The sequence below is a fragment of the Sphingomonas sp. PP-CE-1G-424 genome (assembly GCF_004341085.1).
Taxonomy (GTDB): Bacteria; Pseudomonadota; Alphaproteobacteria; order Sphingomonadales; family Sphingomonadaceae; genus Sphingomonas.
In genome coordinates this window covers 858,633-880,711 of sequence record NZ_SLXW01000003.1, presented here as the reverse complement: position 1 = coordinate 880,711, position 22,079 = coordinate 858,633, and the positions used below count along the sequence as shown (strand labels likewise).

The 22,079-nt window shown below is 65.3% G+C and carries 21 protein-coding genes; 11 read left to right on the top strand and 10 right to left on the bottom strand.

What is annotated here, in order from left to right:
• The first annotated feature begins 114 nt into the window (after window positions 1-114).
• The 3 genes from C8J43_RS14085 (at window position 115) to C8J43_RS14075 (ending at window position 3,024) form a co-directional block, all read left to right on the top strand.
• Window positions 115-666 carry a hypothetical protein gene (locus C8J43_RS14085; protein WP_133031396.1) on the top strand — a complete coding sequence of 184 codons (552 nt, stop codon included), beginning with the start codon at window positions 115-117 and terminating at the stop codon, window positions 664-666.
• Complete coding sequence (locus tag C8J43_RS14080; RefSeq protein ID WP_133031395.1) at window positions 663-1,880, top strand: SGNH/GDSL hydrolase family protein; 1,218 nt, start codon at window positions 663-665, stop codon at window positions 1,878-1,880. The genes C8J43_RS14085 and C8J43_RS14080 overlap by 4 nt, the downstream gene beginning before the upstream one ends.
• Window positions 1,881-2,226: 346 nt before the next feature.
• A complete protein-coding gene (locus tag C8J43_RS14075; RefSeq protein WP_133031394.1) occupies window positions 2,227-3,024 on the top strand; it encodes a DNA adenine methylase in 798 nt (265 codons plus the stop codon).
• A gap of 150 nt (window positions 3,025-3,174) precedes the next feature.
• Here C8J43_RS14075 and C8J43_RS14070 read toward each other — a convergent pair whose 3' ends face one another.
• A complete protein-coding gene (locus C8J43_RS14070) occupies window positions 3,175-3,705 on the bottom strand; it encodes a hypothetical protein (protein WP_133031393.1) in 531 nt (176 codons plus the stop codon).
• Between the two features lie 21 nt (window positions 3,706-3,726).
• Entirely contained in the window at window positions 3,727-3,951 is a 225-nt protein-coding gene (locus C8J43_RS14065) for a hypothetical protein (protein WP_133031392.1), read from the bottom strand.
• A gap of 34 nt (window positions 3,952-3,985) precedes the next feature.
• Between C8J43_RS14065 and C8J43_RS14060 the strand changes: the two genes are divergently transcribed.
• A complete protein-coding gene (locus tag C8J43_RS14060; RefSeq protein ID WP_133031391.1) occupies window positions 3,986-5,194 on the top strand; it encodes an integrase arm-type DNA-binding domain-containing protein in 1,209 nt (402 codons plus the stop codon).
• A 1-nt stretch (window position 5,195) separates the two neighbouring features.
• Here C8J43_RS14060 and C8J43_RS14055 read toward each other — a convergent pair whose 3' ends face one another.
• Window positions 5,196-5,546, bottom strand: coding sequence for an Rmf/CrpP family protein (locus C8J43_RS14055; RefSeq protein WP_133031390.1), 351 nt, complete (start codon window positions 5,544-5,546; stop codon window positions 5,196-5,198).
• A gap of 234 nt (window positions 5,547-5,780) precedes the next feature.
• Complete coding sequence (locus tag C8J43_RS14050) at window positions 5,781-6,659, bottom strand: hypothetical protein (RefSeq protein WP_133031389.1); 879 nt, start codon at window positions 6,657-6,659, stop codon at window positions 5,781-5,783.
• A gap of 407 nt (window positions 6,660-7,066) precedes the next feature.
• On the opposite strand from C8J43_RS14050, the gene C8J43_RS14045 reads away from it, so the two are divergent.
• Together C8J43_RS14045 and C8J43_RS14040 are read left to right on the top strand one after the other, a co-directional pair.
• Window positions 7,067-9,439, top strand: a complete 2,373-nt coding sequence (locus tag C8J43_RS14045; RefSeq protein WP_133031388.1) for an FdhF/YdeP family oxidoreductase — start codon at window positions 7,067-7,069, stop codon at window positions 9,437-9,439.
• On the top strand, window positions 9,436-10,224 hold the full coding sequence (locus tag C8J43_RS14040; RefSeq protein ID WP_133031387.1) for a formate/nitrite transporter family protein: 789 nt from the start codon (window positions 9,436-9,438) through the stop codon (window positions 10,222-10,224). The genes C8J43_RS14045 and C8J43_RS14040 overlap by 4 nt, the downstream gene beginning before the upstream one ends.
• Before the next feature lie 29 nt (window positions 10,225-10,253).
• Here C8J43_RS14040 and fdhD read toward each other — a convergent pair whose 3' ends face one another.
• Genes fdhD through C8J43_RS14025 form a run of 3 tightly spaced genes read right to left on the bottom strand, consistent with a single transcriptional unit; the run spans window position 10,254 to window position 13,842 of the window.
• A complete protein-coding gene (fdhD, locus tag C8J43_RS14035) occupies window positions 10,254-11,045 on the bottom strand; it encodes a formate dehydrogenase accessory sulfurtransferase FdhD (RefSeq protein ID WP_133031386.1) in 792 nt (263 codons plus the stop codon).
• On the bottom strand, window positions 11,042-11,527 hold the full coding sequence (locus C8J43_RS14030) for a molybdenum cofactor guanylyltransferase (protein ID WP_279388838.1): 486 nt from the start codon (window positions 11,525-11,527) through the stop codon (window positions 11,042-11,044). The genes fdhD and C8J43_RS14030 overlap by 4 nt, the downstream gene beginning before the upstream one ends.
• 26 nt (window positions 11,528-11,553) lie before the next feature.
• A complete protein-coding gene (locus C8J43_RS14025) occupies window positions 11,554-13,842 on the bottom strand; it encodes an FdhF/YdeP family oxidoreductase (RefSeq protein ID WP_133031385.1) in 2,289 nt (762 codons plus the stop codon).
• Window positions 13,843-13,968: 126 nt separating this feature from the next.
• Between C8J43_RS14025 and trxB the strand changes: the two genes are divergently transcribed.
• The gene (gene trxB / locus C8J43_RS14020; RefSeq protein ID WP_133031384.1) at window positions 13,969-14,937 is read left to right on the top strand and encodes a thioredoxin-disulfide reductase; all 969 of its coding nucleotides are present in this window, start codon (window positions 13,969-13,971) and stop codon (window positions 14,935-14,937) included.
• A gap of 109 nt (window positions 14,938-15,046) precedes the next feature.
• Here the strand turns inward: trxB and C8J43_RS14015 are convergent, their stop codons facing one another.
• From C8J43_RS14015 to C8J43_RS14005, 3 genes are read right to left on the bottom strand one after another with little or no spacing between them, the layout of a single operon-like run.
• A complete protein-coding gene (locus C8J43_RS14015) occupies window positions 15,047-15,823 on the bottom strand; it encodes a hydrolase 1, exosortase A system-associated (RefSeq protein WP_133031383.1) in 777 nt (258 codons plus the stop codon).
• Complete coding sequence (locus C8J43_RS14010) at window positions 15,811-16,488, bottom strand: hypothetical protein (RefSeq protein WP_133031382.1); 678 nt, start codon at window positions 16,486-16,488, stop codon at window positions 15,811-15,813. Before C8J43_RS14010 ends, C8J43_RS14015 begins: the two co-directional genes overlap by 13 nt.
• A gap of 29 nt (window positions 16,489-16,517) precedes the next feature.
• A complete protein-coding gene (locus C8J43_RS14005; RefSeq protein WP_133031381.1) occupies window positions 16,518-16,796 on the bottom strand; it encodes an acyl carrier protein in 279 nt (92 codons plus the stop codon).
• A 94-nt stretch (window positions 16,797-16,890) separates the two neighbouring features.
• On the opposite strand from C8J43_RS14005, the gene C8J43_RS14000 reads away from it, so the two are divergent.
• The 4 genes from C8J43_RS14000 (at window position 16,891) to C8J43_RS13985 (ending at window position 22,073) form a co-directional block, all read left to right on the top strand.
• Complete coding sequence (locus tag C8J43_RS14000) at window positions 16,891-18,531, top strand: acyl-CoA ligase (AMP-forming), exosortase A system-associated (protein ID WP_207893394.1); 1,641 nt, start codon at window positions 16,891-16,893, stop codon at window positions 18,529-18,531.
• Window positions 18,528-19,754 (top strand): pyridoxal-dependent decarboxylase, exosortase A system-associated, encoded by a 1,227-nt coding sequence (locus tag C8J43_RS13995; RefSeq protein ID WP_133031380.1) that lies wholly within the window; start codon window positions 18,528-18,530, stop codon window positions 19,752-19,754. The genes C8J43_RS14000 and C8J43_RS13995 overlap by 4 nt, the downstream gene beginning before the upstream one ends.
• A gap of 139 nt (window positions 19,755-19,893) precedes the next feature.
• Window positions 19,894-20,538 carry an XrtA/PEP-CTERM system exopolysaccharide export protein gene (locus C8J43_RS13990; protein ID WP_060524577.1) on the top strand — a complete coding sequence of 215 codons (645 nt, stop codon included), beginning with the start codon at window positions 19,894-19,896 and terminating at the stop codon, window positions 20,536-20,538.
• Between the two features lie 11 nt (window positions 20,539-20,549).
• Window positions 20,550-22,073: an XrtA system polysaccharide chain length determinant gene (locus C8J43_RS13985; RefSeq protein ID WP_133031379.1), complete on the top strand. Its 1,524-nt coding sequence runs from the start codon at window positions 20,550-20,552 to the stop codon at window positions 22,071-22,073.
• Window positions 22,074-22,079: the final 6 nt, after the last annotated feature.

Here is a 22,079-nt window from a genome sequence, read left to right as displayed (position 1 = left end):
GCGCGCGGCCGCGACGACCGCACAGCGCGAGGCGGCGATCCGCGAGGCGGCAACCGCCGCGGCGAACTTCCGCACGATCGCCGGCGCCTGATCCTCTTTCGAAGGACTTCCACGATGAAGAAACTCATGCACCTGGTCGGCGCGATCGTGCTGATCATGGCACCGTCGCTAGCCAGCGCGCAGGCCGGTACCGCCAACTCGGTCGCCGCGCCGGCGGGCTTTGCCCCCATGCAGGCGCCTTGCGTCCAGCAGGCGGACAAGTCCTGCGTCGCCGTCAGCGTGGCGTCGCCGTTCCCGACGACGGCCGCGCCGCTCTCGGCCGCGGCGTCGACCGCGCTGACCGGTACCGTCACCAGCGCGGCCGTCGCGCCGACCTCGGGCGCGGCGACGATCGCCGCCGGCGTCGCGACGATCGGACCGCTCGCGCCCGAGCTCGGCCGCGGTATCCGCGTGGTTCTGCGCGGCACCTGGTCGGGCACGTTTGCGCTCGGCACCTCGGTCGACGCCTGCGTGACGGTCAATCCGCTGACGATCGGCGGGATGACCTGGGGCAGCTTCACCGGCAGCGCCAACGAGATCGTCGATATCCCGACGCTCGCCGGCGTCGTCTACTGCGCCACGGCGACCGTCTCGTCGGGCACCCTCACGTATGGAGTTCGCCAGTGATCGATCGGATGATCATGCGGCTGCTGTTGGCGCTTGCCGCCTTCGGTATGATCGCGACGCCGGCGATGGCGCAGGTCGATCCGGCCGCGCGCGGCCTGGCCGTGCAGGCGCAGCAGCAAAATGTGACGCTCGCCCGCGAGGCGAGCATGCAGGGCGCGTCGCTGACGAAGTGGCGGACCTGCCGCGCCAAGCTTCGGCTCGCCCTGGTGTCGACGTGCAAGATCGCGTTCCCCGGCGACAGCAAGACGTTCGGCGCTGGTGCCGGCACCGGCCCGAAGTTCACGGTCAACGCCTTCGGCGCGTCGCGCCCGTCGCGCCTCGCGGTGCTGCTCGGCCAGTCCGGTCTACCGACGCGGACCAACAGCTGGTTCGGCGCCGGCGGTATGTCGTCGATCGCCGACGTCCTCGCCTATGATCCGCGGCGCAGCGGGTTTTCGGGCTGGTCGGGTGGCGTCGTGTCGCTGGGCGGCGCTTCGCTTGCCACCGGCAATACGAACCCGGGGACGTTTCAGCCGTCCGTACCGGTCGATCGCGCCTCGATCTTCTACGTCCAGCGTCCCGGCGAGGGTATCTTCACCGTCACGAAGGGCAGCGAGACCTTCACGATCAACGCGCAGAACGCGACGAACGCGATCATCCGCAGCGAGATCACCTTCGCGACGAAGGACGCCAGCCCGATCAGCATCACCCGCACGTCCGGCGGGTATGTCGAGATCGCCGGCATGATCGCGTGGGACAGCGCAGTCCCCGGGATCGAGATCAGCAACTTCGCGGTGTACGGCGTCGTCAGCGGATACCAGGCGGACGCGACAACCGCATGGGCGCCGCTGAATGCTCTGGCCGCTTATGCCCCTGACCTGACGATCATCAACCTGTGGACCAACAACCTCAACACGGCTGTGCCACTGGCGACGTCGGTTGCCGACATTCAGGCGATCATCACCAGGGCGAAGGTAACCGGCGACTGCATCCTCGAATGGCCATCGATCGGGGGGACGTCACCGTCTTATGGCGCCGACGCGACGCGCGCGCAGTGGAAGTCGGCGCTGGTCACGCTGGCGTCGTCGAACGGCTGCGCGTTCCAAGATGATGAAGCTTTGCTCGGCGGTCGCGTTGGCGCGGTCAGCAATGGACTTACGGCCGACGGCGTCCACGAAACGGGGCCGGGCTACGACATCGAGGCGCAGACGCTCCAGCGGTACACCGCGCAATAGACGACCGTTTCGCCTTCTGGCATAGCTGCGCGCGCCGACCCGAGCTTAGCCGCGAGGAGCGGCCCGCGCGCGCGGTTGACTGTAGGTTCCGGTTCGCCGGGTGGCCTGCAGAATAGAAGACCCTTCGGGGGAATATGCGGGGCGTAGTCTCCTGCAGTCCTGCGCGGCTAACCACCCGGTCCGTCCGGACGGTTGGTCGCGCAGCGGCTCTACTCACACCAGTTTCGCGACGATCGTCGCACCAACCATCCCGCGGCCACCCGGCCGGGACTCCGTCGATCATGTCGATCGGCGGCCATCATGGCGCGCGTAGCCCGTGCCTCGTCATGAAGGCTCCACCTCTACCATGCATACAACCAAGACCGCTTGCCCTCCCGCGGCTTACCTGGGCGGGAAGCGTAACCTGGCGAAGCGCCTCTGCGCGCTGATCGAGGCAACACCCCACCGCGCCTATGTCGAGCCGTTCGTCGGCATGGGCGGCGTCTTCCTCCGCCGGCCGACGTCGGCGCCGGTGGAAGTGATCAACGACTTCTCCGGCGACGTCGCCAATCTGTTCCGCGTTATCCGCCGGCACTACGAGCCCTTCGTCGACGAGCTGCGCTGGCTGATGGCCAGTCGCGCCGAGTTCGATCGCCAGAATGCGATGGATCCTCGGCTGCTCACCGACATCGAGCGCGCCGTGCGATTCCTGTATCTCCAGCGCCTGGCCTTTGGCGGGCGCGTCGTCGGCCGGACCTTTGGCGTGCGCCGCGATCAGGATTCCCGGATCAACCTGGGCAAGCTGCGTGCGGAGCTGAAGCTGCTGCGCGATCGCCTCGCACCGGTCACGATCGAGCAGCTGGACTATGCCAATGTCATCCGTCGCTACGACGGCGCCGGCACGCTGTTCTTTCTCGATCCGCCATATGACGAGACGACCGGCTACGGCATCGAGTTCGGCCGCGAGCAGTATCAGGCGATGGCGGAGCAGCTCGCGGGGATCCGCGGGCAGTTCATCCTGTCGATCAACGATACGCCGTTCATCCGCGAGACGTTCGCGCGCTTCGCGATCGCCGAGGTGGAGACGACCTGGACGGTGTCGTCGGCCGCGGCTGCGCGGGGGAAGAAGGTCACCGAGCTAGTCATTCGGAACGCAACGGCCTGAAACTTCGTGCTTTCGAGTAGCTATCCTGCGGTTTGGGGCGGGGTATCACCTGCCCCAAACCGGGGTACATGCCGCGTAAAACCCGCGGAAATGCGTGCCAGCGGCGGAGGGAATATCCGCCGCAGTTAGTCGCGTTGCAGCCAAAAGAGGTCACTGCAGAGAGAGCATGATGAGTGTTTGCATCTGAGCCAATTTCCAAAGCGCGTCAGCTAGCCGTTGCTCGAGGCTACGAAGGTCTTCAACCGTTTTAGTTTTGTCAAAATCAGCAAAATTGCGTGCGGTGGCCATTTCACCGCGTTCAGTGATATGTTGCCACCGGGCGTGAGCAACCCAATTCCTTGAGTCTGCTAGTTTTTTGACGCCATCGATAGCTCGCTGTAACTGTTGATTTACAGGTCCAGCAATTCGGTGCTCTTGCTGTCCCATCAGAGCGAGCGCCTCAAATTTGGCAAGAGGGCTTTGGGTTCGCGTGAGCGCATTGGTAACGCTGACGCTACGCGGCATGAGAAGCATCGCGATACAGGCCTCTGCTTCCCACTCGATACGGTTCCAGAAAATCATGCACTTTCCTGTAAGCTCGAATATTTCCGGGCTTGCTGGAAAGGGCGACTGGTTTGCGGGACGTCCTAGTTTCACCTGTCCGATAAGCATGTCGATATGATCTTGAAATCGTTCGTTCACGTGCTGCTCTCCAAATCGTTTTCAGCTGAAATGGACGCAAGCAAGATCCTTCGCGCGTGCCGCAATTGAGCCTATCTCCACAGGCGTCAGCGCAATGCTATCCTCCACGTGAAGAACTGCGCCGCCTTTAAGCCTGGCTGCAATCGATCCTAGTTCAATTGCAGTGAGACGCTTTGCTGAAACGGTGAGTCCTGCACCGCGAGCAGCCGCTGATCCTAGTTCGATCGCGTTCAAATGCGTGATCATTGATTCTCTCCCCCAAAACTAAGGCTTAGCTTATATGCTGACCAACGCCGCGGTGAAAGCCGCGCGGCCGCGCGCGGCCGCCTACAAGCTGTTCGACCAGGGTGGCCTGCACCTCTACGTCGCGCCGACCGGCCGGAAGTCGTTCCGCGTGAAGTACCGTCTCGGGGGCAAGGAGCAGCTGCTGACGATTGGAGCGGTACCCGAGGTGACGCTTGATGCGGCCCGGGCTCGGTGCGACCAGATGCGCGAGCAGCTCGGCCGCGGCGAGGATCCGCGAACTTGCGAACTTGCGCAAACCGGCAAGGCTCGTGCTTTCGAAAACGTCGCGCGCCAGTGGCACGCGCATATGCGCCGGCGCTGGACGGACGTGCATGCCGGCGACGTGATGGCGAGCCTCGAGCGCGACGTCTTCCCGGCGATCGGCGCGATGCCGATCGGCGCGGTTACCGTGCCGGTGATCCTGAACGCGCTGCGCGTCATCGAGGAGCGCGGCAGCCTGGTCACCGCCAGCCGCGTCCGCCAGCGGATCTCGGCCGTATTCGCCTATGCGATGGCTGAGGATCTGGTTGACCAGGATCCTGCGGCGATCGTCAGCCGCGCGCTTACCCCGCCGGCGCCGGCACAGCATCATCCCGCGCTGCTTGAGATCGAGGATGCGCGCGCGTTGCTCGCCGCGGCCGAGCTGGTCGACGTCGCGCCGGTGGTGAAACATGCGTCGCGATTCCTGGCGCTGACCGCGGTGCGTTTCGCTGCGGTACGCGGCGCGCGCTGGGAGGAGATCGAGGATATCGACGGAGCCGCGCCGCTTTGGCGGGTGCCGGCCGCGCGGATGAAGCTGGCGGCAGCGAAGAAGCTCGATGCGAAGAACGATCACGCGGTGCCGCTGTCGCACCAAGCGGTCGCGCTTATGCGCGAGATCCGCGGGAATATGCATCGGGACGATGCAAATATGCATGGTTTGGTCTTCGATTGCGGCGCGGGCCGGATGATCGGTGAGAAGTCGATCGGCGCGCTGTACGATCGCGCGGGGTTCGAGGGGCGGCATGTCCCGCACGGTTGGCGCGCGTCGTTCTCGACGGTGATGAACGAGCGGGGATCGGACGGCGCCGATATCGAGCGGGCGCTGGCGCATACCCCGAAGGACAAGGTCAAGGCCGCCTACGATCGGAGCGAGCGCCTTCAGCGGCTGCGCGATCTGTTCCAGGAGTGGGCGGACCTGTTGGTGCCGTCGCCGGCGCGGTAGATCAGCCGCGCCGGCGATATCGAGTGCGCTGGACCTCGATCGTGTCGTTGAACCAAGCGTACGCCGCGTCGGGTTCGGTCGACGCCTGCGCGAAGAACTGCAGCAGGATTAGTTTCGACGGGGCGACACTCGCCGTGTCGTGCCCGCGGTCGATATAGGGCTGCGCCTTCAGCATCGTCGCTTCGACTTCGTCGAGCTGTCGGTCCCATCGGGCGAACGCTTCATTCCGAACGCCCCATCCGAGGAGCCACTGGTCGCGCCTGAGCCGATCGACATACGGGCAGGCGTCGACCGGGAGGTTGAGGTCTCGCGCTTTGACGCCAGCGACCACGTACCGCGCTTCGTTATTCATGAGCAGTCTCGATCGACAGCGCCGCGTGCGCGACGCAAAAAAAGAACAACGGATCTCGCACACTTCCCCCATCGACAGCCCGGGGCGGCGCAAGCCGCCTCGCTCCGACAGCCGGGTCTTGGCGGTCGGGTCCTTGAGGCATGCCGTTTCGGCCTTGGGGGAAATCAAATTGGCGTCGGCTCCGCGTTCAGCGGAGACGTTCCTCATTCAATATGAACCTAGATGCTTCCATACTCAGGCAAGATGTCCGTCTGAGGTAAGGAGATAAGCGCCGAAGGCGGCGATGGTGCGGCGTAGTTCGGCAACGTCCTTGCTCGGAGGCGGCGGTGGCGCCTGGACATGCTCAGTAGCGGCCGATCGGCCGAACCGGCGTGCCCGGTGCTCGCGCAGCTGTAGAAAGCGCTGGTAGACCCGCTCTGCCATCCTCTTCTTAAGGTCGAGGAAGTAGGCGCTCGACGTTTGCACCCGCTTTTCCTTGGTCGGATCAATCCGCGGAGAGTTCCGGGTGCTACGTGTGACCCAAGCCAATAGGCCGTGATGCTTGAGGCGCTTCAGCGCTCGATCAACGGTCTTGTCGCAGCAGTTCGCCGCACGTGCGATCTTTGCCCAGGATGGAAACCACCGACCGGAGCCTGCGAAGTCTAAGAATTTGAATATGGCCTCGTAGACCGCGACGTCGGCGCGGGTGATCCCCATCGAATGTTTCGCCAGAGCGGCCGCAATTTGGTCAAGTGCGATACGGATCGCGGCGGGCCGGCCGACTGGACGATCGGCGGGAGGTCGAGCCATCAACTCGTCCAGCTCGGCCGTCAGCACCTGTTGGTCCTCCTCGAGCTGCTTCTTGCTGCCGCGGCGAAACTCCGCGGCGTGCTCCGCCTGCAGCTCTTTCGCGACCACAACGAGAGACTCGACGGTAGCAATGCGCTCGGCAGTCGAGGCGAACCGATTGCGGTCCCACGGCTGCGCTTCCGGCGCAGTTTCGTCGATACAGCCGCGGCGCACGCGCCTGTCCGTTCCTCGGTCGCGCGGGGATCCGTCTACGGCTTTGGCGATCTGTCCTGCGATCTGGCCGAAGCCCTTGAGCGTAGGTGTGGAAGAGAAGGTAAGCGACATCGTGTCGGCTCCCGATGGGAAGTCGATGGGCGCACGAAAGCGCCAGCTGAATCGGTGTGTTCAGCCGCGCTTGCGTGGGTAGGGCGGTGGTTTCAGGTCAGCGCTGGTCGCGCGGGGGCGCACGCGCCCGGGAGAGGGCGTTGGGCGGATATTCAGTGCTGTAAGATGTCTTCAGACGATGAGAGATCGCCCGCGGCGGCTATGTTGGTCGCGGTCCTTCGCTACCATTTCAGACCTGGCGCACGGCGCTCGTGGTCTCGCTCCCGCGACATACGCAAGCGATCACCAAGTGCGGGAAACTCGTCTTCGCAATCTCAAAATGCCGTTCTATTGCCTTGGGTTAATGGCCAGGCGTCGCGCTGCGTATTCGGTGTTCGCGTCGGTCCGGCCTTACGGGAGAGACGAGCATGCGCGACAAACGCCCTGATGGGATCGCCGATTATACGGGTCCGGCCGGTGGCTGGGGCGCGCTGAAGGCGGTTGCCGTCTCGCTCAAGGCGCAGCAGATCGTGGTGCGTGGCGGCCAGACGCTGCTCAAGTCGAACCAGCCCGACGGCTTCGATTGCCCGAGCTGCGCGTGGCCCGACCCGAAACATACCTCCTCGTTCGAATTCTGCGAGAACGGCGCCAAGGCCGTCGCGTGGGAATCGACCGCCAAGACGATCGGCGCCGACTTCTTCGCCGCGCACAGCGTGTCCGACATCTGGAAGCAGAGCGATCACTGGATCGAGGACCAGGGCCGCGTCACCGAGCCGCTCCGCTACAACGCCGCCACCGATCACTATGAGGTCGTGAGCTGGGCGGATGCGATGCGCGAGATCGGCGCAGGGCTTGCCGCCGTGCCGGATCCCAATCAGGCCGAGTTCTACACCTCGGGTCGCTGCTCGAACGAGGCGGCTTTCCTGTTCCAGCTGTTCGTGCGGCTGTACGGCACCAACAACTTCCCCGACTGTTCGAACATGTGCCACGAGGCGACCTCGGTCGGCCTGCCCAAGTCGATCGGCATCGGCAAGGGCACCGTCAGCCTCGAGGACTTCGACCACGCCGACCTGATCCTGTCGATCGGCCACAACCCCGGCACCAACCACCCGCGAATGATGGCGACGCTGCGCGAAGTGTCGAAGCGCGGTGGCAAGATCATCGTCTTCAACCCGCTCAAGGAACGCTCGCTCGAACGTTTCGAATCGCCGCAGTCGGTGGTCGAGATGGCGACGATGTCGGCAACCCCGATCGCGAGCAGCTATTACCAGGTGAAGGTCGGCGGCGACGCGGCCGCGCTGAAGGGCATCGCCAAGGCGCTTGTCGCGCTCGACGAAGCTGCCAAGGTCACCGGCACCGAGCGCGTGCTCGATCACGCGTTCATCGCCGAGCATACCGCGGGCCTCGACGAGTATATCGCCGATCTCGCGACGACGGAATGGGCGGATATCGAGCGTTCCAGCGGGCTTTCGCGGAAGGACCTCGAAGAGGTCGCACTCGCCTATTCGAAGTCGAAGTCGACGATCTGCTGCTACGGCATGGGAGTAACCCAGCACCGCACCGGTACCACCAACGTCCAGCAGATCGCGAACCTGCTCCTGCTCCGCGGCAACATGGGCAAGCCGGGCGCGGGCATCTGCCCCTTGCGTGGTCACAGCAACGTCCAGGGCGACCGCACCGTCGGGATCACCGAGCGGCCGATGCCCTTGCTGCTCGATAATATGCGCGACGTATTCGGGTTCGAGCCGCCCCGCGAGCACGGCCATTCGGTGGTCGAGAGCATCGCCGCGATGCGCGACGGCCACGCCAAGGCGATCGTCTGCCTCGGCGGCAACCTCGCGATCGCCTCGTCCGATCCGCAGGCCTGCGCGGAAGGGTTCCGCAACCTCGATCTCGCGGTCCACATCACCACCAAGCTCAATCGCACGCAGTTGCTGATGGCGAAGGCGACCTACGTCCTGCCGTGCCTTGGCCGGACCGAGCTCGACATGCAGGCGACCGGCCAGCAATCGGTGACGGTCGAGGACTCGATGTCGATGGTCCACGCCTCGCGCGGGTTCCTGATGCCGCCGGGTGACAACGTTAAGTCGGAGATCTGGATCGTCGGCGAGATCGCCAAGGCGACCTTTGCCGCCAAGGGCCGCGCGCCGGTCGAGATCGACTGGGACGCCTATGTCGGCGACTACAGCCTGATCCGCGACAAGATCGAGGCAGTGTTCCCGGCGTTTGCCGATTACAACGCCCGCATTCGCAAGCCGGGTGGCTTCCACCTGCCGAACTCCGCGGCGATGCGCGAGTGGAACACGGATAGCGGCAAGGCCAACTTCCTCGTCACCAAGGGCGTCGCAGAGGACGAGGGCGCGGGCGATCCGACCGTGCTGCGCCTGACGACGCTGCGCGCACACGATCAGTACAACACCACCGTCTACAGCCTCGACGACCGTTATCGCGGCGTGTTCGGGCGCCGCGACATCCTGTTCATGAACGAGCGCGACATGGCGCGGCTCGGGCACAAGGAAGGCGACGTCGTCGACATCGCCACCGCGCTGCAGTTCGCACGGCCCGATCGCGTCGTGCAGAAGCTGATGCTGGTACGGTACGCGCTGCCCGACGGCTGCGTCGCCTCCTACTACCCCGAGACGCAGCCGTTGATCGCACTCGAGGATCACGACCCGCAGAGCTTCACCCCCTCCTACAAATCCATTCCGGTGACCGTCCGTCCCGCAGCGACCGACCAGAAGGCGGATCGCGGCGTGGTGCGTGCGGGTGTCGTCGGCCATCAGGACAGAGCACACGCATGAGCACCGGTTATTCGTCGACCATCGACACCTATGCCACTCTCGCGGCGACCAAGGCGGAGGCGTTGCGGCGCTCTCCCGCCGGGTTCTTTGCAGGCGCCATCCTCGCGGGCACGTATATCGGCATTGCGATGATCCTTGCGCTCAGCACCGGCTCGGGGCTGGCACCCGGCGTGCGACCGCTGGTGATGGGCGGGACCTTCGGGCTCGGGCTGATCCTGACCGTGTTCGCCGGCGCTGAGCTTTTCACGGGCTACGTGATGTATCTCGGCTTCGGCCTGGCGAAGCGCACCGTCAGCATTGCCGAGGCGTTGAAGCTGATTGTCGTCGTCTGGATCGGCAACCTCGTTGGCGGCGTGATCCTGTCGTTCATCTTCGCGGCAGGCGGCGGTGGTGCGATCTATGCGAACGCCGACACAATGTTCCACGCCTACGTTCAGCACAAGGTGTCGGTCGACGCGACCGCACTGCTGGCGCGTGCGATCCTGTGCAACTGGCTCGTGTGCCTTGCGATCTGGACCGCGGCACGGATGACCGGCGATGCCGCCAAGTGCATCGGCATGGCCTGGATCCTACTCGCGTTCGTCGCCGCCGGGTTCGAGCATTCGGTCGCCAATATGACCGCGCTGACGCTGGGTCTGCTCGTGCCGCATGCGTCGATCGATATCTTCGGGATGATCCGCAATCTCGCGATCGTCAGCCTCGGCAACATCATCGGTGGGCTCGTGTTCGTCGTCGGTGGTTATCTCGCCGCGGCCAAAACCGATGTGGTACAGGCCACCAAGTGAGACGCTTCGACTAGCCGCACCGTCTGCGGCTAGTCGAAGATCTTCCATGGATCGTTGACCGCCAGGATCGCATCGCTTCGTGCCAGCGCGAGCAGCGTCAGGCGGTGCTCGCGCGCGTGATCGATCGCCAGGCTGGTCGGCGCGGAGATACCCACCAGCATTGGCGCGCCGGCGATCAGCGCTTTGTCGACCATCTCGAAACTGATCCGCGAGGTGACGAGGATGAAGCCGTTGATAGGCGTGCCGGCGATCGCGATGCCGCCGACGAGCTTGTCGAGCGCATTGTGGCGGCCGACGTCCTCGTAGGCGGCGATGATCGTCCCGGACCGATCGCACGCCGCGGCGGCATGAATGGCCCCTGTAGCTGCGTTCAGGGGCTGATGAGCGCGTAACCCTGCCAAGGCGGCAAACAGCGCGGAGACGGGCGTGTCGGGCTTTGGCGGCATCCTCGGGACCGGTTTGCGAAGCTGTTCGAGCCCCGAGATGCCGCACAGCCCGCAACTCGTATCACTGGTTCGGTGGCGGACGCGGTCGTGGATACGGCCCTTGCAGCGATCGGACAGCCCGACGCGAACGATCCAGCCCGCCTCCGCTTCGAAGATATCGATGTCTCGGACATCGTCGGCACTGTCGGCTAGACGCTCGGTCAGCAGGAAGCCGGTCGTGAATTCGGCCAGGTCGGCAGGCGTCATCATCATCACCGCATAGCCAAGCCCGTCGATCTCGATCGCGACAGGGACTTCGACGGCGATGGCACGCTCGCCCGCGGTAATCGAATCAGGCCGAAGGATCTTGATCGCTTGCGTGCGCGACGTGGTCATAGGGTCTCGAGGTCCTGCGGCGTGTTGACGTTCGGGATAGGCGCACCCGCCGGGATCGGGATAGCCCCGATCGCCTCCGCCCAACCGCGCACCGATCGCCGCGGCACGGTCTCGATATGCGTCAGCAAATTGCCGAGCAAACCCGTCTCCCAATGCCCGAGCACCGGAGCGTCGGGGCAATAGGCGGAGGCGCGACGGGACAACCCCACAAGCAACCCGTCCGGCAACCACGGCATATCGCACCCGATCGTCAGCACCGACGTGAACCCGTGCAAGGCCGCATAACCGAGCGCGCCGGCGATGCCCCCCAATGGCCCGATATCCGCCCTTGGCAGGTCCGGGATCGCCCCATCGCGCCCCGCAACCATCGCGGTCTCGACATGAGGCGACAGCAACGCCCGCGCATGCTCAGCCAGCACGCGTCCGTCCAACACCGCCATCGCCTTGTCGGACCCGAAGCGCGACGACCTCCCGCCCGCCAGTACGACGCCGAGAATACGCTGCTCGGTCAGCGTGTCTTCTCGATCCGCACCGGCACCGATTTCGCTGCCGGAACATGGCTTTCGCGGGCATGGTGAGCAACCGGTATGAGCAGATTGCACTCCGGGTAATAGGCGCCGAGGCAGCCCTCGGGGATCGCATATTCGACCACGCGGAGCTTGTTCAGGCGTCGGTCCGAATTGTCGCCTGCGTCACCGACCAGATCGACGTCGTCGCCGTCGGTGATCCCCATCCGGATCATGTCGCTGCGGTTCATGAAGACGATGTCGCGCGTGCCTTTCACGCCGCGGAAACGGTCGTGATAGCCGTAGACGGTCGTGTTGAACTGGTCGTTCGACCGCAGCGTCATTAGCCGGAAACGGCCCTCCGCCTCCTCGAACCCAGTCACGTTCAGCGCCTGCGGAACGTTGATCTCCGCCTTGCCGCTCTTCGTCTTCCACTCGCGGTGCGCCGCGGGCACGCCCTTCCAGAAGCCACCGGGCGTGAACATCTGGTCGTTGAAATTCTTGAACAGGTCCGGATACGTCACCTCGATCGCATCGCGAACGCGCGCATAATCGCGCACCCACGCGTCCCAATCGAGCTTCGGATTGGGTGCGAGGGTCGCCTTGGCAATCCCCGCGACGATCGCGGGCTCCGACAGCAACGTCTCGGACGCCGGCGTCGCCTTGCCCTTCGACCCGTAGATCTGGCTGAACGAATCCTCGATCGACACGCTCTGCGGCCCGGTGCCCTGCATGTCGGTCTCGATCCGACCCAGACAGGGAAGCAGGTACGACGTCTCACCCGGCAAAAGGTGCGAGCGGTTGAGCTTGGTGGCGATATGTACCGTCAGGTCGAGCACGCGCCATTTCGGCTCCATCCGCGCATGATCGGGGATCGCGCGCACGAAGTTGCCGCCAAGCCCGACGAACGCCTGCGCGCTGCCGTCGAGCACCGCTTCGCACGCCTCGACCGTATCCCAGCCCTTCTCACGCGGCGGCTCGAAGCCATATTGCTCGGCAAGCTTGTCGAGCGGGGCGAGTTCGGGCTTCTCGGTGATGCCGACGGTGCGCTGGCCCTGCACGTTCGAGTGGCCACGGACCGGGCCCATGCCCGCCCCAGGCTTGCCGATGTTGCCGCGGAGCAGCATCAGGTTGACGACCATGTGGACATTGTCGATCCCGCCAACGTGCTGAGTCAGCCCCATGCCGTACACCGCGATAACCGCCTTCGACTTGGCATAGACCTTCGCCGCCGCCTCAATCTCGGTGCGGGGCAGGCCGCTCTCATGCTCGATCGTTGCCCATTCGGTTGCACGCGCGACCTCGGCGAACGCCTCGAACCCGGTCGTGTGCTCGGCGAGAAACGCGTGATCGAGCACGGGCAGGCCATTGATCCGCTTGGCGTTGTCGTCGGCCTCGATCAGGTATTTGCACATCCCCATGATCGCGCCGACGTCGCCGCCGGTCTTAAGTTGGTGGTATTGCGAGGCGATCGGTGTCGACTTGCCGGTGACCATCTCGATCGGGTTCTGCGGGTCCTGGAATTTCTCCAGCCCGCGCTCCTTGAGCGGATTGAATACGACGATCTCGACACCGCGCTTCGCACAATCACGCAACGGATGCAGGAAGCGCGGACTATTCACACCGGGGTTCTGCCCGAAGTAGAAGATCGCGTCGCACTTCTCATAGTCCGACAGGTGGATCGTGCCGACCGCGGAACCGATGGCCGACTTCAACCCGACCGAGGTCGTCTCATGACACATGTTCGAGCTGTCGGGCAGGTTCTGGCTGCCGTACATCCGCGCGAGCAGGCTATACATGTACGACGTCTCGAGGCTGGCGCGGCCCGATGCGTAGAAGATGACCTTGGTCGGATCATAGGTCTTCAGCTTGGCGCCGATACCGGCAAACGCCTCGTCCCAACTGCACGCCGCGTATTTGTCGGTCGCGGCATCATATTTCAGCGGATGCGTGAGCCGCCCGGCTTGTTCGAGATCGTAATCTTTCCAGCCGATCAGTTCGCTAACCGTATGCTGCTCGAAGAATGCCGGTGTCACGCGGAACGAGGTCAGTTCCCACGCGGTCGCCTTCGCACCATTCTCGCAAAACTCGGCAACGTGCGGATGCGCTGGCTTGCCCCACGCGCAGCTCACGCACTGAAAGCCGTCGGGCTTGTTCTGGCGCGCCAGTTCGCGAACAATCTCAGGCCCGACCTTTTCGCGCGCAGAAATCTCGACGAGCGACTTCATCGACCCCCAGCCGCCTGCTGGTGCGGTGTAATCCTCGATCTCTACGGTCCGGTCGTCGCTCATGCTCATCTCCGCTTTTGTCGTCCAACGAAGCGGCAAAGCTTTCGATGCAGGCGCGACAGATTTACCGGCGGTTCAAATCCGGGCGCGCATCGCCTAGATGCAGTCTCGAATCTCCAAGGAACTCCGATGACGACGCACACGACCCGCATGCTTATCCTCGGCTCGGGCCCCGCCGGGCTCTCCGCCGCGATCTATGGCGCGCGTGCCGGGATGGCGCCGATCGTCGTGCAAGGCATCCAGCCCGGCGGCCAGCTGACCACGACCACCGATGTCGAGAACTATCCCGGCTTCAAGGACGTGATCCAGGGCCCGTGGCTGATGGAGCAGATGACCGCGCAGGCCGAGCATGTCGGCACCCGGATGATGTGGGACACCGTCACGCAGGTCGACCTGACCAGCCGCCCGTTCCGCCTGATTGGGGACAGCGGCGACGTGTATGAGGGCGACACGCTGGTAATCGCGACCGGTGCGCAGGCCAAGTGGCTCGGGATCGACAGCGAGGAACCGATGAAGGGCAAGGGCGTCAGCGCCTGCGCGACCTGCGACGGGTTCTTCTACCGCGGCAAGAAGGTGGCGGTGATCGGGGGCGGCAACACCGCGGTCGAGGAGGCGCTGTACCTGACCAACCATTCGTCCGACGTGACGCTGATCCACCGTCGCGATTCGCTGCGCTCGGAGAAGATTCTCCAGGAGCGCCTGTTCGCCCACAAGGGCGTGACGGTGCTCTGGAACAAGGAGGTCCGCGAGTTCGTCGACGGCGGCGGCAATGCAGGTCTGGTCGCGCTGGAGCTCGAGGACACGGTAACGGGCGAGCGCTCGCGGCTCGCGGTCGATGGCGGGTTCGTGGCGATCGGGCATCATCCGGCGACCGAGCTGTTCCGCGGCCACATCGATCTCGATTCGGACGGGTATATCTCGGTCGAGACCGGTTCGACGCGGACCAGCGTCGAGGGCGTGTTCGCTTGCGGGGACGTGGCGGACAAGGTCTACCGGCAGGCGGTGACGGCGGCGGGGACGGGCTGCATGGCGGCGCTGGATGCCGAGCGGTTCCTCGCGGCAGCCGAGTTTGCAGAGCTGGCCGAAGCCGCGGAATAACGCTCGCGGCCTTCGTCATCGTCATCGTCATCCTGACGAAAGTCAGGATCCAGGTTTCCAAACGATAGCGATTATGGCTCTGGTCCTGCTTTCATCAGGACTGGAGCAGCTACTCCTGCGCCATCCCGTCGACGATAGCGGCGTGGAGCGCTGCGGCGTTCTCCGCCCCGGCAAAGCTATGGGACGCCGTGTCGAACCGCTTCACTTTCGCGCCACCGCGATAGCGTGCGGCAAAGGCGATCGCGGTCGCGTCGCCAGTCGCAAGGACGATGGCGGCGTCGTCGTGCCAGCCGTCAAGTGCGGTCAAGACGTTGGTCGCTAGTGAAGCACGCTCTTTAGTCTTAGCGGTCACAACCCTTTTCAAGCCTCTGAGAAGCTTGGTAAAGCTGACCTGTCCCTTTAGCGCGCGTCGCCAGGCTGCGGGGTCGCGTAGCGCGCTGTGATAGCGGGCCCGTATCGCGGCGGCGGGGGGGAGGTCGTCGATCGGTTGCACGACCCAGGGGTTGGCGACGATGATCCGGTCGATCCCCGCCGATCGTCCGAACAGCGCGAGCGTGCTGGCCGCGTCGCAATTGCCGAAGCCGACCAATCGGCTGACCCCCGGTGCCGCGCGGCGGAACGCGTCGGCGGCTGCGATCAGGTCAGGTTCGGCGCTGAGGAAGCCGTTGTTGTCACCCGTCGAATCGCCCACGCCGCGGCGGTCGTAACGGAACACGGGTATGCCAGCGGCGGCCAGTCGATGCGCCAGCATCGCCATCCCGCGATGGGCGCCGCTGCGGATTTCATTGCCGCCGGACACGATGAGCAGTCCTGTAGACCCGTCTGCCTCGTCCAGCGTCGCGGCTAGGCTTTCGCCTTCGCAAGCGAACGCGATCAGCGTTCGCACGATGCGATCCAGTGCAAGATGTCTTCGGCAAGTATCTGAGCCAGGGCAGTATCATTGTCCGGCTCTGACTGACGCCACAGCGGCGATGCCGCATATTTCACGTCGGCGTGGCGCGGGTCGGATTCGAGCCTGATACCTCGCAGGCGGCCATCTCCAGCATAGGGTGTGGCGTCGCGTAGGTCGGCCAACATTTCGCGGGACAGCGTGTTGCCCGCATACTCGGTTTCGTTGGCGGGAGCGGAGCGGGACGTCGTTCGCGTGCGATCCAACTCGCGCAACAGATCTTCGCCGGTTTGCGCGGATAGCTGCCACCGGCCGGCGAGGGCGGCGTCGGTATCGAAGAGCGCGCCGCTTCTTATCGAAATGCTGTAGGTGTTCCGGTTAAGATATTGAACCAGCTCGGTATAGGCTGTCCGCTGGTCGCGGAGTCGCGCTTCGGCGGTGACGACGACGCTCTCGCCGGTGCCGGGGAGATCGGGGAGCACGCTGCCGATCCCATGAACCGCAAGTGCGCGTAAAATTGCGACGAGGAACTGGCGCGTCCGGTTCGCTTCTTCGAACAGCGGGAGGGCGGCGATGACGATCGGGCCGGCATCTGGGCCGAACCGCAGCATCGCTTCGCCGCCGCCGCTCCAGTCATAGGTATCGAAGCGCAGGGCGGTCATCCCGGATGAGGCTAGACCCCCCGTTAAGGCTAGACCAGTGCCTTGCTGGCGGCAAATTGGACGAGCGCGCCGAACGTCTCGAGCATCTCGCCGTCGATCTCGTCGTCCTCGATCAGGATGCCGAGCCTGTCCTCGAGTTCGGTCAGCACGCTCGCCACCGCCATGGAATCGAGCTCGGGCAGCGCGCCGAACAGCGGTGTGTCAGCGGTGAACGTCGCGACTCGGTCGGCGCTGAGGCCGAGAATATCGGCGAGGACGGCGCGTACCGTCGTTTCGACTTGGGAAGTGCCTTCGAAGATCACGAGCATCGCCTGAACGGTTAGGAACCCGGCCCCGCTAGCGTGTGGGGGTGAATTCGGCAACGGGTTCGCGCTAAAGGGGGCTTGGCGCTATTAGAGCGTCATGATTGCGCTCGACCCCAAGCCGTACCCTATCGACCACATCGCGCTGCGTGGTGCGCCGGACGCCGTTGCACTGGTCGACAAGGCGGGCGTGATGACGTTTGCCGAGCTTGAGGCGGGGGTCGGTGCATTGGCGGGGTGGCTCGCTGCCCGAGGGCTGTCGGCCGGCGACCGCGTCGCGACGTGGCTGCCCAAGACGCGGGTCGCTTGCCTTATGCCGTTGGCGGCGGCGCGGGCGGGGCTGGTGCATGTACCGGTCAACCCACTGCTCCGCCGGGCCCAGGTCGCACATATTCTGGGGGACAGCGGCGCTCGTTTGCTGGTGACCCAGAGCGCGCGGGCCGGGACGCTAGACGATGGCGACGTACCGGATGCCTGCGCGATCGTAGACGAGACGGATCCTCTTTCTCTGTTCCCTCGCGAACGCGGGGGCCCAGGATTGCAGAGCGCGACGCCCGTGATTCCTGGCCCCCCGCCTTCGCGGGGGAACGGAATGATGGGTCCCTCCGACGCCGACCCCGATACCCTGGCAGCAATCCTCTACACTTCCGGCTCCACTGGCCGCCCGAAAGGCGTGATGCTGAGCCACGCCAACCTATGGCTCGGCGCGATCTCCGTCGCGCACTATCTGAAGCTGGCGCCTGAAGACCGCGTACTCGGCGTACTCCCCTTGTCGTTCGACTACGGTCAGAATCAGCTGTTCTCCACCTGGGCGGCAGGCGCTTCGGTAGCGCCGCTCGACTACCTCGTCGCACGCGACGTGGTAAAGGCGGTCGAGCGGGTCGAGGCGACGACGCTGGCAGGTGTGCCGCCCTTGTGGGTTCAGCTACTGGAAGCGGAGTGGCCGGTGGAAACCGCCGCGCGGCTCAAGCGCCTGAGCAACTCGGGCGGCGCACTGACGCCGCGGCTTGTGCGGGGCCTGCGGGCGCGGTTCCCGGCGGCGGAAGTGTACGCGATGTATGGGCTGACCGAGGCGTTCCGGTCGACCTATCTCGACCCGGCGCTGATCGATACGCACCCCGACGCGATGGGGCGAGCAATCCCGTTTGCCGAGGTTTCGGTGGTGAAACTCGACGGCACGCGCGCTGCGCCGGGGGAGGCGGGGGAACTCGTGCATTCGGGCCCGCTAGTGGCGCAAGGCTATTGGCAGGATGCGGAGCGGACGGCGCAGCGGTTCCGCCCGGCCCCCGGTGGCAGCGGCATGGCGGTCTGGTCGGGGGATACCGTCGTCGAGGGCGAGGACGGCTTGCTCCGATTCGTCGGCCGCAATGACGAGATGATCAAGAGCGCGGGCAACCGTATCAGTCCGCTCGAAATCGAGGAGGCGGTGCTGGCAGGCGGGGAGGCGCGCGAGGCAGTCGCAGTCGGTGTGCCGGACGAGCGGTTGGGGCAGGCGATCGTCGTGATGCTGGCGGGGGATGCGGGTGAGGAAGCGGCGTTGCGGGCGCGGCTGAGGACTGCTTTGCCGAGCTTCATGCAGCCAGCGCTGTATCTCTGGCGGGACGAATTGCCGCGTAATGCCAATGGGAAGCTGGACAGGTCTGGCATTGCGTCGGAGGTAAAAGCTTGTTCTCCCGCGAAGGCGGGAGTCCAGGCTGGGCCCCCGCCTTCGCGGGGGAACATGGAAGGGAGTGCGTCATGAAACCGATGGGTGCTCTTCCTCCTGAGTTTGCTGCGCAGTCGGGGGCGCTAACGATCGGCGGTCGGCCTGCCGATGGTTGGGCTGTAGAGGCCAGTGACACTCCGCTGTTCGTCTACGACATGGCGATCGTCGCCGCGCGCATCGCACGGTTTCGCGCCGCGATGCCGGCGATCGACCTCCATTACGCCATCAAGGCCAATCCGCACGCCGACCTGCTGACCGCCATCGCGCCGCTAGTTGACGGGCTCGACGTCGCTTCCTCGGGCGAACTCGCGAAGGCAATCGTCGTCAAACCGGCCGCCTCGATCAGTTTCGCGGGTCCCGGCAAGCGTGACGACGAACTCGCCGCCGCGATCACCGCCGGCGCCACGCTCAACGTCGAATCGGAAGGCGAGGCGGTGCGGGCGTTCGCGATCGGTGAGCGGCTCGGCCACACACCGCGCATGGCGGTCCGCGTGAACCCCGACATCGAACTGCGCGGCTCTGGGATGCGGATGGGCGGTCGCGCGTCGCCGTTCGGGGTCGATGCCGGCCGTGCGGCTGCGCTCGTGAAGGCGATCGTCGCGGCGGGCGCGGACTGGCGCGGGTTCCACATCTACGCAGGCAGCCAGGCGCTCGATCCTGCCGCGATTGCCGAAACCCAGGCCGCGACGATCGCGCTCGCTGCCAGGCTGAGCGACGAGGTGGGCGTTGCGCCCCCGCTGGTGAACCTCGGCGGCGGTTTCGGCGTGCCCTATTTCGCCGGCGACGTTGCGCTGAACGTCGAGCGTGTCGGCGATGCACTGGCCCAAGAGCTCGCATCCCGTCCCGCAATCCTCGCTAAAACGCGGTTCGCGATCGAACTCGGTCGCTGGCTCGTCGCCGAAGCCGGCGTCTATCTGACCCGCGTCATCGACATAAAGCAAAGCCAGGGCGAGACCTTCGTCGTCGTCGACGGCGGCCTCAACCACCAGCTCGCCGCCAGCGGCAATTTCGGGACGGTCGTCCGCCGCAACTATCCGATCGCGGTCGCCGCCCGTATGGGCCACGCGCCCACCGAAACCGTCTCCGTCGTCGGCCCCCTGTGCACACCGCTCGACCGGCTCGGCGACAAGGTCGCGCTCCCCCCCGTCCACGTCGGCGACCTAATCGCGATCTTCATGGCCGGCGCCTATGGCGCGAGCGCCAGCCCGGCGGCGTTTCTCGGGCATCCACCCGCCACCGAGATCGTATCTGTGCTATAGCGACGCGGTGCTGACCTATCGGAGCATGGTTACGGAGCGCTCCTAACGCTATCTTCACCTGTTCCCTCCATAGCGAAGGCCGAGTTTAGCCGACTGTCGGGCTGCCGATGGGCGGTGTGACACCAGGAGAAAAGTGACAATGCGTTCCGGATCCGTTTCGAAATCCCTGCTGACCCTTGGTGTGGCCGCAACCACGCTCGGTGCCTGCACGAGCACCGGCGGTCGTCCCGAACTGCCGCCTGCCGCCTATGTCGCGAACAAGGAGCTGCCGGGCGAGCAATACGTCATCGGCCCGCTCGATCAGCTCAACATCTTCGTCTGGCGCAATCCCGAATTGTCGTCGAAGGTTCAGGTGCGTCCCGACGGCCGGATCACGACGCCGTTGATCAACGACATGCCCGCGGTCGGCAAGACCCCGGCGATGCTCAGCGACGACATCAAGAAGGCGCTCGCCGCCTATATCAAGGACCCGATCGTCTCGGTGATCGTCGAGAATTTCAGCGGCACGTACAGCCAGCAGGTCCGCATCGTCGGCGCGACCGAGAAGCCCGCCTCGATCCCCTATCGCGCGAACATGACGCTGCTCGATGCGATGATCGCGGTCGGCGGTCTCAGCCAATATGCCGCGGGCAACAAGGCGCGGCTGGTCCGCTACGACCGCGCGACCGGCAAGCAGACCGAATATGGGCTGCAGATCGGCAATCTGCTTAAGAAGGGCGATTCCTCGGCGAACGTCCGGCTCGAGCCGGGCGACGTGATCATCATCCCCGAATCGATGTTCTGAGGCACGCCCAGATGAACGGGATCTACGACGAGGTGCGCATCGCGCTCCACACGATCTGGACGCGGCGCTGGTTGGCGCTCGGCGTGGCGTGGGGCGTGTGCGTGCTCGGCTGGCTGGTCGTCTCGCAGATCCCGAGCCGGTATGAGTCGACCGCGCGCGTGTTCGTCCAGATGCAGACGATCCTGCCCGCCGGGATGGATGGCGTACCGCAGAGCGTGCCGATGAGTGTCGACGCGATCCGCACCACGCTGACCTCGGCGGTGACGCTCGAAAAGGTCGTGCGCGGCACCGATCTGGCGGCGACCGTGTCGAGTGACCGCGATGTCGCCGACCGCGTGTCGAGCCTCGCACAGAATATCAAGATCGTTTCGCAACAGGATAATCTGTTTCAGATTACCGCCACCGCCTCCAACCCCAAGCTGGCGCGACAGGTCACGCAGAAGCTGATCGATCTGTTCGTCGAGCAGAATCTGGCGGGCGATCGGTCGAAGACCACGCAGAGCCTGACCTTCCTCGACCAGCAGCTCGTGGCACGGCAGAAGCAGCTCTCGGATGCCGAGGGCAAGCGCGCCGATTTCCAGAACCGCTATCTCGGCGCGTTGCCGGGGACCGGGTCGATCAGCGACCGGATCGGTGCGGCGCGGTCGCAGATGTCGCAGGTCGATGGCGATCTGGCCGCGGCGCAGTCGAGCCTCGCCGCAGTGCAGGGCCAGATGGCGGGAACCCCCGCGACCGTGGCGGGCGTTGGCGGTGTAGCCGGCGCGGCGGGGCCAGCACGCGCGCGGTTGCAGGCGATCCAGGGCCAGCTAGCCGATGCGCGTGCGCGCGGCTATACCGAGAACCATCCCGACGTGGTGGCGTTGAAGAGCCAGCTGGCGGCAGCGACGGCTGCGGCGCGGAGCGAGCCGCTGTCCGGTGGCAGTGCCAATGGCAGCGCGCAGAACCCGCTCTACGCCTCGCTCCAGTCGATGGTGGCGGACCGTCAGGCGACCGTCGCGTCGCTGCGGATGCGGAAGAGCCAGTTGCAGGGCGATCTCGACATGCTCAATTCGAAGCTCGCGGGCGATCCCGAGGTTGCCGCAGAACAGGGTTCGATCGATCGCGACTACCAGGTGCTCAAGGACCAGTACGACACGTTGCTGACGCAGCGTGAGCAGACCGCGCTGATGGGGCAGGCGCAGTCGCAGAGCGATCATGTCAAGTTCAGCGTCATCGATCCGCCTACCATGCCGCGGACGCCGAGCGCGCCGAACCGGATGCTCCTGCTGTCGGGCGTGCTGGTCGCTGGACTCGCGGCGGGGATCGGCGCAGCGTTTGCGATGGGGCAGTTGCGGACGACGTTCGCGACCACGACGCGGCTCGAAAAGGCAGCGGGGATGCCGGTGATCGGGTCGATCGGCGAAGTCGTGACGCGGGTCCAGTCGGACCAGCGGCGTTCGAAGTTGAAGATGTTCCTGGGTGGCACCGCCGCTCTGGGCGCGGCCTATGTCCTGCTGCTGGGGGTCGAGATCCTGCAGCGCGGACTGGCGGCATAAAGGGGG